The organism is Nesterenkonia maliinae (assembly GCF_051262655.1).
Taxonomy (GTDB): domain Bacteria; phylum Actinomycetota; class Actinomycetes; order Actinomycetales; family Micrococcaceae; genus Nesterenkonia.
Map to the genome: position 1 here is coordinate 114,369 of NZ_JBIMEY010000007.1, position 12,692 is coordinate 127,060.

At 65.1% G+C, this 12,692-nt stretch carries 15 protein-coding genes; 9 read left to right on the forward strand and 6 right to left on the reverse strand.

All coding sequences use genetic code 11. The annotated features are described in order from the left end of the window. The first annotated feature begins 198 nt into the window (after positions 1 to 198). Positions 199 to 741, forward strand: a complete 543-nt coding sequence (locus ACHAA4_RS12440; protein ID WP_435774498.1) for an MOSC domain-containing protein — start codon at positions 199 to 201, stop codon at positions 739 to 741. Between the two features lie 50 nt (positions 742 to 791). Here ACHAA4_RS12440 and ACHAA4_RS12445 read toward each other — a convergent pair whose 3' ends face one another. Next, positions 792 to 1,733 carry an aldo/keto reductase gene (locus ACHAA4_RS12445; protein WP_435774499.1) on the reverse strand — a complete coding sequence of 314 codons (942 nt, stop codon included), beginning with the start codon at positions 1,731 to 1,733 and terminating at the stop codon, positions 792 to 794. An 87-nt stretch (positions 1,734 to 1,820) separates the two neighbouring features. Between ACHAA4_RS12445 and ACHAA4_RS12450 the strand changes: the two genes are divergently transcribed. Then, positions 1,821 to 2,423 (forward strand): TetR/AcrR family transcriptional regulator, encoded by a 603-nt coding sequence (locus ACHAA4_RS12450; protein ID WP_435774500.1) that lies wholly within the window; start codon positions 1,821 to 1,823, stop codon positions 2,421 to 2,423. 386 nt (positions 2,424 to 2,809) lie between these two features. Continuing rightward, entirely contained in the window at positions 2,810 to 3,310 is a 501-nt protein-coding gene (locus tag ACHAA4_RS12455; protein ID WP_435774501.1) for a GyrI-like domain-containing protein, read from the forward strand. Positions 3,311 to 3,368: 58 nt separating this feature from the next. On the opposite strand, the gene ACHAA4_RS12460 is transcribed toward ACHAA4_RS12455, so the two are convergent. Together ACHAA4_RS12460 and ACHAA4_RS12465 are read right to left on the reverse strand one after the other, a co-directional pair. Continuing rightward, positions 3,369 to 4,604 carry an ATP-binding protein gene (locus ACHAA4_RS12460; protein WP_435774502.1) on the reverse strand — a complete coding sequence of 412 codons (1,236 nt, stop codon included), beginning with the start codon at positions 4,602 to 4,604 and terminating at the stop codon, positions 3,369 to 3,371. Between the two features lie 87 nt (positions 4,605 to 4,691). Beyond that, complete coding sequence (locus ACHAA4_RS12465) at positions 4,692 to 5,123, reverse strand: hypothetical protein (RefSeq protein WP_435774503.1); 432 nt, start codon at positions 5,121 to 5,123, stop codon at positions 4,692 to 4,694. 193 nt (positions 5,124 to 5,316) lie between these two features. Between ACHAA4_RS12465 and ACHAA4_RS12470 the strand changes: the two genes are divergently transcribed. Both ACHAA4_RS12470 and ACHAA4_RS12475 read left to right on the forward strand, forming a co-directional pair. Further along, positions 5,317 to 6,036: a hypothetical protein gene (locus ACHAA4_RS12470; protein WP_435774504.1), complete on the forward strand. Its 720-nt coding sequence runs from the start codon at positions 5,317 to 5,319 to the stop codon at positions 6,034 to 6,036. Then, positions 6,033 to 7,340 (forward strand): hemolysin family protein, encoded by a 1,308-nt coding sequence (locus ACHAA4_RS12475; RefSeq protein ID WP_435774505.1) that lies wholly within the window; start codon positions 6,033 to 6,035, stop codon positions 7,338 to 7,340. The genes ACHAA4_RS12470 and ACHAA4_RS12475 overlap by 4 nt, the downstream gene beginning before the upstream one ends. On the opposite strand, the gene ACHAA4_RS12480 is transcribed toward ACHAA4_RS12475, so the two are convergent. Together ACHAA4_RS12480 and ACHAA4_RS12485 are read right to left on the reverse strand one after the other, a co-directional pair. Then, positions 7,341 to 7,841: an SRPBCC family protein gene (locus ACHAA4_RS12480; RefSeq protein ID WP_435774506.1), complete on the reverse strand. Its 501-nt coding sequence runs from the start codon at positions 7,839 to 7,841 to the stop codon at positions 7,341 to 7,343. Positions 7,842 to 7,858: 17 nt separating this feature from the next. Next, positions 7,859 to 8,965, reverse strand: a complete 1,107-nt coding sequence (locus ACHAA4_RS12485; protein ID WP_435774577.1) for a N(5)-(carboxyethyl)ornithine synthase — start codon at positions 8,963 to 8,965, stop codon at positions 7,859 to 7,861. Positions 8,966 to 9,364: 399 nt separating this feature from the next. On the opposite strand from ACHAA4_RS12485, the gene ACHAA4_RS12490 reads away from it, so the two are divergent. The 4 genes from ACHAA4_RS12490 (at position 9,365) to ACHAA4_RS12505 (ending at position 12,229) form a co-directional block, all read left to right on the forward strand. After that, positions 9,365 to 9,943 carry a hypothetical protein gene (locus tag ACHAA4_RS12490; protein ID WP_435774507.1) on the forward strand — a complete coding sequence of 193 codons (579 nt, stop codon included), beginning with the start codon at positions 9,365 to 9,367 and terminating at the stop codon, positions 9,941 to 9,943. A 68-nt stretch (positions 9,944 to 10,011) separates the two neighbouring features. Beyond that, positions 10,012 to 10,881, forward strand: a complete 870-nt coding sequence (locus ACHAA4_RS12495) for a metallophosphoesterase (protein ID WP_435774508.1) — start codon at positions 10,012 to 10,014, stop codon at positions 10,879 to 10,881. 114 nt (positions 10,882 to 10,995) lie between these two features. Then, the gene (locus tag ACHAA4_RS12500) at positions 10,996 to 11,313 is read left to right on the forward strand and encodes a hypothetical protein (RefSeq protein ID WP_435774509.1); all 318 of its coding nucleotides are present in this window, start codon (positions 10,996 to 10,998) and stop codon (positions 11,311 to 11,313) included. 1 nt (position 11,314) lies between these two features. Continuing rightward, complete coding sequence (locus ACHAA4_RS12505; protein WP_435774510.1) at positions 11,315 to 12,229, forward strand: alpha/beta fold hydrolase; 915 nt, start codon at positions 11,315 to 11,317, stop codon at positions 12,227 to 12,229. 13 nt (positions 12,230 to 12,242) lie between these two features. On the opposite strand, the gene arfB is transcribed toward ACHAA4_RS12505, so the two are convergent. Beyond that, positions 12,243 to 12,683 carry an alternative ribosome rescue aminoacyl-tRNA hydrolase ArfB gene (arfB, locus tag ACHAA4_RS12510; protein ID WP_435774511.1) on the reverse strand — a complete coding sequence of 147 codons (441 nt, stop codon included), beginning with the start codon at positions 12,681 to 12,683 and terminating at the stop codon, positions 12,243 to 12,245. Between the last annotated feature and the right edge of the window lie 9 nt (positions 12,684 to 12,692).

Sequence of the window (12,692 nt, forward strand, 5' to 3'; positions counted from 1 at the left end):
ATGGCGCCGCGGTCGCCTGGGCGTTCGGCGCTACAACCCTCTCCACGTCGTCTTCGCGCAGGAGCGGGCCTCTTCTGAGTCGGTTGCCCATCGCGAACCCCGGCGAGGATTCCGTGACGTCTTAGACCTGCGCCTTGGTAGCCTTCTTCCAGATCGGGTGCGGCGCAGAGAATGCTGGTCTGTCACGGGAGGGGCATCATGAGCGGCTACGTCGTTTCAGTCAGTCGGAGTGCGGAGCATCAATTCAGCAAGCAGCCGCTTCGGTCGTGTCGTCTTGTCGAAGGACTCGGGGTAGAAGGTGACGCGCATTCTGGTGAGACCGTGCAGCATCTCTCGAGAGTTCGGAAAGATCCAACACAGCCGAACCTGCGGCAGGTCCATCTGATCCAGGCCGAATTGTTCGACGAGCTCGGGGAGCAAGGCTTTTCGGTCCAGCCTGGTGATCTTGGAGAGAACATCACTACCCGAGGGATCGATCTTTTGAACCTGCCCGAAGGGACCCTCTTAGAGATCGGGGATACCGCTGTCGTCCAGGTGATGGGTCTACGGACGCCCTGCTTCCAGATTGATGACTTCCAATCCGGACTTTTGAAAGCAGTTTCGCCCCGTGAAGGTGAGGGGAATGTCATCCGCAAAGCAGGAGTCATGGGCGTTGTATGCACAAGCGGGCAAGTGAGCACCGGTGATGAAATCCGTGTGGAGTTTCCGGCTGGACCTCATCGCCCCCTTGAACGCGTCTGACATCCCATCGCTGTCTGCAGGGCGTGTCGACGCGGGTGGGTCCAGGCGGACTAGAACGCCAGGCGTCCGCCGATGCCGCCGTCGGGGACGATCGCCTGGATGCGGACGAGGTCCTCGGTGGTCAGAGTCAGGTCCGCAGCGGCCGTGTTCTCAGCGACACGGCTGGTGCTGCGGGAGCCGGGGATCGGGACGATGTCATCCCGCTGGGCCAACAGCCAGGCCAGTGAGAGTTGGGAGATGGTGGCGTTCTTGCTCTCGGCCAGTGCGGTGAGCTCGGCGACGATCGACTGATTGGCCTCGAAGTTGCCCGGAGCCCACCACGGGGTCTGCTGGCGGGCATCATCTGCTGCGTACTCCGAGCGCGGCTTGGCCACGCCGGTGAGGAATCCCCGAGCCAGAGGGGAGTACGCCACCAGACCGATCCCGAGCTCCTCCAAGACCGGCATGACCTCTTCAGATTCGCGAGCGAACAGCGAGTATTCGGTCTGAAGCACGCTGACGGGATGCACCGCGTGCGCCCGACGAATGTTCTCAGGGGTCGTGTTGGAGAGCCCGAGGTAGGAGACCTTGCCGGCCTCCACGTATTCCTTCATCACGCCGATGACTTCCTCGATCGGAACGGCAGGGTCGTCTATGTGCTGATAGAGGACGTCGATGTGGTCGGTGCCGAGGTTGCGCAGGCTGGCGTCGACGACCTCGCGGATGTGGGCGGGTCGGGAATCGGTGCCGTAGGCGGGGGTGAATCCGAACTTGGTCGCGATCGTGACCTCATCGCGGATCGGTGCGAGTGCTTCGCCCAGGAGTTTCTCGCCCTCGCCCCAGCCGTAGAGCTCGGCGGTATCGAAGTGGGTGGTGCCGAGCTCGTGCGCTCGGCGGATCGCGGCGATCGACTCTGTGTCGTCGCTGGGGCCGTAGGCCATCTTGGTTCCCATGGAGCCGTAGCCGATAGCGGATGCGGTGAGGCCCTGATGACCGAGGGTGCGTGTCTGCATGATGGTTCCTCTCGTTGATGGGTAATGTCAGCATACGCCTAAAATGTCTGAACCAGACACGTTTGGCTCACCGCGTATAATTATCAGGTGATCGACCCATCCCTGACTCCTGAGCGTTCGCTGCGAGAGCTGAAACGCGACGTCGTGCGCGCTCGCATCGCAGATGCCGCGATAGACCTCTTCGCAGAGCATGGGTTCGAGCGGGTCACCGTCGACCAGATCGCGGCCGCCGTGGGAATCTCCTCGCGCAGCTTCAACCGGTACTTCCCGACCAAAGAAGACGCGGTCATGGGTGACGCACCGCTGTGGGGCGAATTCGTCCGGGAAGCCTTCGCGGAGCGCCCGAGAGACGAGACCGTATGGGCCTCGCTGCATGCCGCCTACGATCTGATGATCGCGGCATTCGAAACGGATCAGGCCCGGCAGAAGTTGACGATGCGGGTACTGATCACTGCTCCCACGCTGCGGGCTCGCAATCTTGAGAAGCACTTTGCCTGGGCACGGATGCTCGCCCCTCTCGCCGCCGAGCGACTGACCGGTGACGACGCTGAAGTGCGGGCAGAGGCGATCGTTCAAGCCAGCCTCGCGTGTTTCGACGTCGCCCTCGTCACCTGGGCCCAACCCGACGAGACCCGGTCGCCCCGCACACTGCTGCGCATCACGTTTGACGCCGCCATCTTCGCCAGCTGAATCCGCGGCCTGTGGCAGGTCGCCAGCGAGGCCTGCGGGTGCTGTCGTCCGGCACGACACGGATGCCCGTCACGGGCTGGAGCTCGACAGATCTGTTTCGCAACGTCTGGAGGGGGTTGGACCTCTGATCTGCGCACACCCCTCTTCGACGGGTCCTGGAGGGTCCCACCAGCAAGGTGCCGACCGAGTGAAGAAGCCTGGCCCACAGCGTCCAGGACCGTGGCAGTCTTGACCCTGGCACAGTCTCAGACCGTGAGGTGGAGACGTGCTATCCATTGGAGGCTTCGCGCAGATCGGCCAGGTGACCTACCGCATGCTGCGGCAGTGGGACCGGACCGGTCTTCTGGTGTCTTCACACACCGACCCCTTCAACGGCCACTGGTCCTATGCTTCTATTCAACGAAGGGAAGAAGACTGTGTCCAAGATCGAGATCGTCCAGAAGCCCCTGCCAGCGATCCAGCTCGCGGCGATCAAAGTGCGCGTGGCCGAGCAGCCGAAACTGGCCGGCGTCGTCGGACCCACCTTTGACGCCGTCGCCGAGATCATCGGCGGAGTCCGCGGCGCCCTGGAGACTCCGATCGCAGCCTACGCCGCCGAGGCTGACAGGATCGAGGCCACGATCGGCTACGCCTATGGCGGAGACGCGCGCGAGGGTGTCGAGCTGGTGAGTCTGCCCGCGGCCGGGCTGGCCTTCGTCGCCGTGCATCTCGGTGAGATCGCCGGGATCAGCGAGACCTGGCGGGACCTCCACGAAGGGATCATCGCCCGGGGCTTTGAGCCTTATGGCCCCTGTCGGGAGCTCTATCTCCGAGCCGATGAATCCGGTCGGACGGATGAGTTCGTCGTCGAGCTGCAGCAGCCGGTCCGCGAGACGGACGAGAGCTGAAGGGCGCGTCGGGGGACGAGCTCCACATGGCGCGACGGTGCCTCCTCGGCCGTCAGTCTCAGCTGAGATCGGGCCAGTCAGTCGTCAGGTACGCCTCCACTGCTCGGTGGCGAAACGTGTAGGGCTTGCCGCGGGTGATGATGCCACGCTGTCGGTCGAGGCGCTGAGAGACAGGTCCTGCTTCGGTGCCCTTTCCGTATCCCATGTGCTGGGCAATCGTGGTCAGCGTACGATCCTCCGGATCGAGCGCGGCCATGGACTCGAGGAACTGCCGTTCGCGGTCGGGGAGGCGTTCCAGGATGCGCTGGACGTGTCCTTCAGCCTCGTCTCGGGCGCCGCGCCAGCCGATCATCACGTGATCGGCGGTGATGATGGTGCCTGTGTCGGCGTACCATGCGCGTTCGCCGGCCAACTGGAACAGGAACGGTTCTCCGCAGGTCAGGTCGACGATGGCGCGCTGCGCACTCGGCTCCATGAAGACCCGTTCGGACCCCGCGTCCCCTGCTGCGATCTCCCAGCCTTCGGTGACGAAGGGTTGCAGGGCTGCGAAAAGATCGTCATCGCCGAGGGGTGCCAGAGTGGTGGTCTGGAATCGACGGGCGAACGTCGCACCCTTGCGCGCCCCGGCCATGTCCAGGAACTCCGGCAGGCCGGTCAGGTAGACGGCCAGCGGGAGCGCGCGGTCGAATTGCACTCCACCCGGGGCGGTGACGGGTTCTTCGTGTGTCAGCGCATCACCGAAAGCCGTCAGCAACTGTGACAGCACGTCCTCGTCGCTGATGTTCTGGATCTCATCGACGTGGATCATCACCATGACATCGCCGTGCAGAATGGCGGCTCGACCGATCTCGATCAGAAGATTGGTCAACTCTGTGTAAGGCTCAGGACCTGACGCCCGACGCAGAGACACGGAGGCGCCTGCCAGGGCGACTGCCTCCACGCGCTTGAGCAGCTGAGCGATCTTCTTCTCGCGGGACGCGGCGAGGCCGGCCTGCTCAGCCAGCACCAGCAGCGCAGCGGCAACGCGCTTGAGGGGATCGGTGCCGGAGGGGATTCGGAGCTGGGGAGTCACCCAGTCACCGGATTCCGCGGCACTGCGAGCGATGCGACGCACCAGGGAAGACTTGCCCAGACCGGCTTCCCCGAGAATAGTGCGACCTCGTTCGTGGATGCCGGCGATACGGCGCGGGCGCACGTGGTCCCGCCAGTCACTGAGCTGGGCACTCCGTCCTGCCCACACCTGCGGCACTGTGTCCGACCCGGGACTGAACGGTGAATCGATGGCCTTCCTCATGTTGATAACTTTATCAAGAATCCACTTGCTTGTTAAAGTTATCAGAGATGGTCGTCGTTGATAACTTTAACAAGACATGAGGTACAGCTATGGAAGTTCTGGTTCAGGCCTGGGCAGGGTGCCGTAGCTGTTGTTGTAACGCTGTCCTGGGCGGGGGTGAGTGAACTTCATCGCCGACCACGTGGCATCCACCGCCAGCGTCTTGCTCTCGACCAGTCCGTGGGTGTAACCGAGACGGATCACCTCGGGCAGGGTGAGATCAGTTCCCAGCTGCCTGCCCTTGGGCCAGGACACCCACAGCATGCCTCCGGCGCAGAGGTGGTCTCGCAGTCTGGGGAACTGCTCGTCCATCTGCATCGCTTTCACGACGAAGAGATGCAGGTAGTCGTACTGACCGTGGAGCTGGTCCGTCAGTGTCAGCTCAGGCAGGTCCAGTGCGCTGAGTGCATCCGGAGGCGCTCCCACGATGTGGGCACGAATCCCGGATCGTATCCCCATCTTCTGGGAGACCAGGCGCATCACTCACTCCTGTCTGCGCAGCGCAGACCTTCGAGCTGTTCCACTCAGGACGGACTCTGGATATTCCACAACGCTGGGCCAAAGACGGTCAAGAGAGCAGGTTCCCCCTGATGCATCTGCCCCGCCGAGTGGAGAGGCCGCGGCTAAGATCACCTCACGCACGCGTCTGCATCGAGCCGAGGAGTTGTCGCTGGTGGAACGGAGAGCCACGAGTCAGCTCCGCGGGGCGCGCATCGACTGCCGCGCCGACCTCGGGGTCGAGTCTCTGAAGCGCGGCTGGGGCGAGTTCGTCGGGCCGGAGGCGACCCGTCTGGACAACGTCATCGCCATCGGCTCCGGGATCCTTGGTCTGGCCTACGCCCGAGCGTCCGCGACTCGGGTCGGCGCGGGACGGATCGCCAGGGAGGCACTTGGAGCGCTGGCGCTGGATCTGTTCGGCGGGGCCTATGTGAACAACACCCGGGCCTGCGTCCGCTGGTACGAACGGGCTGGGCAGGGGAGACGCGAGCACCTCGTGTTCGCGGCCTGCCATCTGCACCCGCTGATCGTGGGCGTTACGGATCAGCGTGTCGGGGCACGGAACAACGGGGTGGCCTGGGGTCTTGTGCACTACGGCTACATGCTGCTCGCCACCGCTGTCATTCGAGCGTCGCCGTCTCGACGGCGTGACCTCGGTGCGATGCTCACCGTCGGTGGACTGGTGCTTGACGGAGTCCTTGATCGATCCGCAGCGGCACCTTGGTTCGCGTGGACCTACTACCCGAAGCTGCTCCTGGGACACGCCGCAGGATCCCTCTGGCCTGACGAGCACCTCGGCGTCGACAGATGGGTCGCCAGCATCGGCACCACTGTCTACAGTGAATCCATGAAACGCACCCACGATCGACCCAGCGCCGACGGAACATCGCGATGACCGGTGAGCTGCTGATCAATATTGCGCTGGTCCTGGTGTTCGTCCTGATCGGTGGCGTGTTCGCGGCAACTGAGATGGCGCTCGTCACGCTGCGGGTCAGCCAGGTCAACGCGATCGCCCAGCGGGGCAAGCGCGGGGCCAAGGTCGCCGAGCTGGCTCGGAATCCGAACAGGTTCCTCTCCGCGGTGCAGATCGGGGTGACCGTTGCCGGCTTCGCCTCGGCCGCTTATGGGGCCTCGTCGATCGCGCCCTCGCTGGTTCCGTGGGTGGCGTCGCTGGGCCTGGGTGATCAGGCCGCGTTGACCGTGTCGACCATCCTGCTGACCCTGGTCATCGCGTATCTCTCGCTCGTGCTCGGGGAGCTCGCTCCGAAGCGGCTGGCCATCCAGCGCAACGCGCAGTTCGCCTACGCCGTCGCGCCGGTGCTCAACGGCTTCGCGCGACTCATGCAGCCGGTGATCTGGTTGTTGTCGGTCTCGACCAACGCTGTGGTGAGACTTCTCGGTGGAGATCCGAACCGGGCTGCCGAGCAGCTCTCGGAGGAGGAGCTGCGCGATATCGTCACGAGTCACGAGGGTCTTCCTGCTGACGAGCGCCGGATTCTGGATGACGTCCTGTCGCTGCGCAATCGGCAGCTCAGCGAGGTGATGCGTCCCCGTCCCGAGGTGCTCGCCGTGACCGGTGGGGGTTCGGTCAGCGAGGCGATCGCGCACATCGAGGGTCTGCCCTTTTCGCGCTACCCGGTGGTGGACCGGTCGATCGATGACATCACCGGCTTCGTGCATGTCCGGGACCTCTACGACGCCGCCGCCCGCGATCCAGCCACCCCGCTGGAGGAGGCCATGCGGACCATTCCCTACCTGCCCTCGACGGCCAGGGTGCTGCCCACCCTGACCACGCTCCGTGCCAGCAACGCCCACATCGCGGTGGTGGTCGATGAGTACGGGGGCACCGACGGAATCGTCACGCTTGAGGATCTGGTCGAGGAGGTCGTCGGGGAGATCTTCGACGAGCGCGACACGGACGAGGCTCCGCAGGTCCTCGCGGAGGGCGGCGGCGTCGTCGACGGCCGGCTGAATCTGCAGGATTTCACCGAGACCACCGGTATCGAGCTGCCCCGCGGCACCTGGGACACCGTCGCCGGGTTCGTGCTTGACCGGCTCGGTCGTCTGGCCCGCGAAGGTGACACGGTCGACGTCCACGGCGCGACCCTCCAGGTCACGCGCGTCGACCGCCGCCGCATCGCCGAGATCCTGGTCAGGCCTGCGCCGCCAGCAGACGACGACGCAGCCGCCGCATCATAGTCAGCTCAGCTGCTCGTAGTGCTCCGAGAGCCGCGGGTAGTAGTCATCCCAGACCACCTCGCCGGCGTCCCGACCACCGAGCACCGCCGCGAGCCGGTCCAGGTAGTACTCCCAGCCGGGCCCGATACTGCCCAACGGATCCTCGCCGATCCGCTGGGCGAAGAGCAGGGTGGTGATGTCACCCTCGTGGCTGAGCTCGAACCGCAGATGCCAGGTGCTCGGTCCGACGCTCGTCTCGACGATGAGGCTGCGCGGAGGGCTGCATTCCAGGATCCGGCACTCCTCCGGCGGAGCGTTTTCACCTTCGGCGGTCATCAGGAAGGTGACCTGGCCGCTGGCAGGGTCTCCTTCCCAGCGTCCGATCCACTGCTCCAGCTGTGCGGAGTCCGTCATCGCGGTCCAGACAGTCTCGAGAGATTCCGTGAAAGTGCGTCGGAGCTGGAGCTCTGAGCCGTGCGGCCCCTCGCCGAGCGTCCCTGTAGGTTCTGCTGCCTCGGTCATCGCTGGGTCTTCCCTTCTCAGATGGTCCGGCTGTGCGGGTAGGCGGGCTCCCGGTGCTGGAAGCTCAGGATGTTCGGATTCTGGATGACGCCGCCGTCGATCTCGATCGCCCGGGAGATGATCGGGCTCTTCGCCCACGCCTGGGGGCCCTCCATGACGGTGCGCAGGAACGGCAGGAGCGCCGCGCTCACCTCCCAGGTCGCAGAGTTCCACAGGTAGGAGGGGCTGTGGTCGACGGCGTAGTAGTTGACCCCGCGGCCGACGGTGAACATCGGCTCCTCAAACGTGGTGGTCTCAGCCCATTCGAACCCCATGCCAGGGTCACAGGAGACGTCGATGATCAGGCTTCCACCGGAAAAGAGCTCCAGGTCCTTGGTTCGCAGGTAGGTCAGCGGTGCATTCACGTCTTGGAGCGTGCAGTTGACCACGATGTCATGCGAGGCCAGGAACTCGGGCAGCGGCACATCTCCGGCGGAGGTGAGGACCTCGCTCTCGGGCGTGGTCGCTGCCGCCGTCTTGAGCTGGGTGATGTGCGCGGTGTGGATCGGTGAGCCGACCGCTGTCGCGCCGCGCTGGGTCAAGACCTGGATGTCGTGGATGCCTTGGGCTTTGAGTGCGGTCACCGCACCCCGTGCCGTGGCGCCGAACCCGATGACCACTGCGCTGAGTCGAGGTCCGTAGTCACCGGTCGCGCCGGTCAGGCTCAGCGCGTGCAGCACGGAGCAGTAGCCGGCAAGCTCGTTGTTCTTGTGGAACACGTGCAGATTGAAGTCTCCACGCGGGGTCCAGTGGTTCATCGCCTCGAATGCGATCAGGGTGAGTCGGTTGTCTATCGCGGTCTGCGCCAGGCTGACATCTTGGACGCAGTGCGGCCAGCCCCACAGGGTGCTGCCCGCGGGAAGCGCCGCCACATCGTCCGGCTGCGGCTTCGGCAGCAGCAGGACATCAGCCGACGCGATGACCTCGGCACGCTCGGCGACCCTGCCCACCCGGGACTCAACGTAGTCCGGGGTGAGCTGAAAGTCAGACCCATAGCCGCGCTCGACGATCATCTGCGCGCGCAGATCCGGGTCGATCTGGTCCAGGTGGTGGGGGTGGATGGGCAGACGCCGTTCGTTCTCCATCGAGGAGTTCGCGAGCAGCCCGAGCGGGAGCAGGTCCTCGGTCGAGGAGGCGGCTTTCGCGGCGTCAGAAGAGGCAGCAGCGGAAGAGGAGGTGGTGCTGGACATCGGCATTCCCATCATGAGGGAACCAAGGGCGGCTCCTGTCCCGACTGTACGCCGCACGCTGAGGCTGGATCACCGGTTGCTGACCTGGGTCGAGTGCGCGCCGATGATCTCTGGGTATTTCCGACTTTCGGACACAAGCCCTTATGGTTCTTTCAGCGAACAGTGAGCTTTTCCGGCTCGGCGCGATCTCCCATGATGTCGAGGTTGGTCTTCACGACAGGTGGGCGGCTTGACTGCTTGTCAATCTCTACTCGGGAACCGGTGAAATGTATGAAGCGACGACTTCTGCCAGCGTTGGCAGTCCTCCTCGTGCTTGCGGCCGTGGTGGCGGTGCTTGCGGTCGGGCCCGCAGCTCGGGACTCGCTCTTCGGCGTGAGCACTGAGTCACGCGACTCACAGATCGTGACAGCCATCGAGCGTCAGGAGCAGATCGTGCTGCTGAGCACGAGCGTTCAAGGTCTGAAGGATGAACAGGTCTACAGCGAGCTCTTCGGCCGGACTCTTCCTGGCACCGGGCGGACGAAGTTCCTGCAGTACAGCTATCGTGCCAAACTCGGCATAGAAGGCGGGGAGGTGGCGATCGAGGAGACTGGCGAAGACACCTTCCTGGTGACGGTGCCGGAGTTCATCTTCATCGGTCATGACCGTGCGGACTTCAAGACTGCGACCGAGGAGAACGGCGCGCTGAGCTGGGTCACCCCGGAGATCGACACTGCAGCCATGATCACCGAGATCCTGAGCGAGGGTGAGATGACCGAGCAGATCGAGTCGAATCAGGATCTCCTGCAAGACCAGGCTCGTGCCATCTACACCGGCATCATCCAAGCGATCGACGAAGACATCGATGTTGATTTCGAGTTCAGCGATGACTGACCCGAGATCGCCCGGCCAGCACGCGCTGTCCCGGACCCAGGCGAACGCGACGCCGAGAAGAGGCTGACGTGAAGCTGTGGAAGTACTGTGCGGCGGTGGTGGGCATATTCCTCGTCCTGCTCCTGGGCTATGGCACCTTGATAGAGCCGCGGCTCATTCTCGACGAACAGCACCACACGACTGCCATCCCCGAGCTCGGTGAGGAATGGGAAGGGACCAAGGTTGCGTTCCTCGCCGACATCCAGGTCGGCATGTGGTGGACCAACACCGGCATGGCCGAGAAGGCCGTGGAGAGGATCGTCGAGGAAGAGCCCGATGTGATCCTGCTCGGTGGGGACTTCGTCTACGGCGACGACCCCAGCACGGTCGACGACGCCATGGCGATCCTCCAGCCCATCATCGACTCCGGGATCACCACGGTCGCGGTGCTGGGCAACCACGACTACGAGGCCGAAGCCGAGGAGGAGCTCACCACCGCCTTCGAGTCCGCAGGCATCTCCGTGCTGCTGAACGAGGCGCTTGCGCTCTCGGAGCCGGGCGCCTCCGCGGCGGATCAGCTTCATGTCGTCGGAATCGGCCCAGCTCGTCCCGGACTGGACGATGTGGAGACCGCGCTCGCGGATCTGCCAGAGAGCGCTCCGCGCGTGGTGCTGATGCACAACCCGAGGACCTACACGCAGTTGCCTGGCGGAAGTGCCCCACTCTCTATGGCCGGGCATACCCATTGTGGTCAGATCGCGCTGCCGGGCACTAAGGACTGGTCGTGGATGCAGATGACCAAGGACGAGCAAGTTGTTGCGGATGGCTTCGCCCCACCAGAGCACGGCGAGCCAGGCAACCGGATGTTCGTCACCTGCGGCATCGGATTCAGCCTCGTGCCTGTCCGGATCGCGGCGCCCCCGCAGATCGTCTTCTTCGAACTGACCGCCGCCGAGTAGTCGGGATTACCGCGACACTCTGGACTCTGCTCTCGACACTCACCCTCCAGGAGGGGGCAGGCCGACGGGACGGTGATGATTCACCTGCGCGGCGAGTCTGCCTAGGCTGAGACGATGGCCCGCATCATCCACCAGCGACGGATTCGCGGCAGTGCCGACACTGTCGGTGAACCGCTGAACTCGCTGGCCACACCTCAGGATCGGCTGTGGCCCCAAGATCAATGGCCTCCGATGAGGTTCGACCGTTCCCTCGGGGTCGCCGCCGGCGGGCACGGGTCGGTGCGCTCCGTTGCCCTCGTCTACCGTCCCCTGCACGATGCGCCGCTCGAAGACGCCCTGGACCGCGCGGCGTCTGCGAGCGGCGACCCACCGGAGAACTTCGCCGAACGTGCACCCTGGGTGAGACTGCTCCGGAGCGTGGGACGAGCCTGAGATGACGGACGAATCCAGGACGCCCGGCTTCCGCACAACGACCGTCCCTATCGACGACGGCGCGCAGCTGTGCGTGCAGACCATCGGAGATCCGGCCGATCCAGCGCTGCTGCTAATCGGCGGCGCCACCTGGTCGATGGACTGGTGGGAGGACGAGCTGTGTCACCGGATCGCCGAGCGCGGGCGACTGGTCATCCGGTATGACACTCGGGACACCGGGCGCTCCACCAGCTACCCGGTGGGAGCACCCGGATACCGCGCCGCAGATCTGACCACGGACGTCGTCGGCATCCTCGATGACCTGGGCGTCCCCCAAGCACATGTAGTGGGTCTGTCCATGGGTGGCGGCATCGCGCAGTCCCTTGCGCTGAAGCACCGCGCCCGGGTGGCGTCCCTGACGCTGATCGCCACAAGCCCGATCGATCCCGAGATCCGGGGTCTCCCGTCACCGACCGCACAGGTCACGGCATCCGCCGCCGCGGGGTCACCCGAGCCGGACTGGACCGACCGGGACGCCGTGATCGACTTCATCGTGGAAGGTGCACGCCCCTACGCAGGCCCGGGGACCTTCGATGAGTCACAGGTTCGCGCGCTCACCGCCCGCGTGGTGGACTGGACGAACGACATCGCCGCGAGCATGACCAACCATTTCCTGGTCAGCGACGACGAACCCACCGATGACGAACCCAGCGACGACGGCCCCGCCGACCTCAGTCTGAGTCGGCTTCGCGGAGTGCCGACCCTCGTGCTGCATGGCACCGCGGACCCGCTGTTCCCGCCGGCCCACGGCAGAGCGCTCGCGGAGGCGATTCCGGGGGCGCGGCTCGTCGAGCTCACCGATATGGGTCATCAGCTGCCGCCGCACGACACCTGGGGGCTCGTCGTCGACCTGCTCATCGAGCACACGGCAGGTTAGGTGAGGGGAAGCCTCAGTCGACACCCGGTCGGCGGCGATTCTGCTTGATCTCTGCGCGTTCCCGCTTTCCGGCGAGACGCCGCCGGTTCGACCCCCGAGTGCGCCGGGTGGGGCGGCGGATGATCGCCGGCGTGATGGCCTCGCGCAGCAGCTCGGCGAGCCGTTCGCGGGCTGCCGTCCGGTTTCGCCGCTGCGAGCGGTGCTCGGCCGCGTTGATCGTGAGCACCGTACCGGCCAGCCGGGCGGCGAGTCGGTCAAGGGCAAGCCTGCGCTGAACCTCGGTGAGCGACGTCGTCGTCGCCAGATCGAGGCTGAGCTGGACGCGGGAGTCGGTGGTGTTCACCCCCTGACCGCCGGGCCCGGAGGCGTGAGAGAACTGTTCGTGGAGCTCACCGGCCGGGATGAGCAGGCCGTGGGGTGCCCCGGGTCCCGGGGGTACGCGTAGATTCTCCACACCCACCAG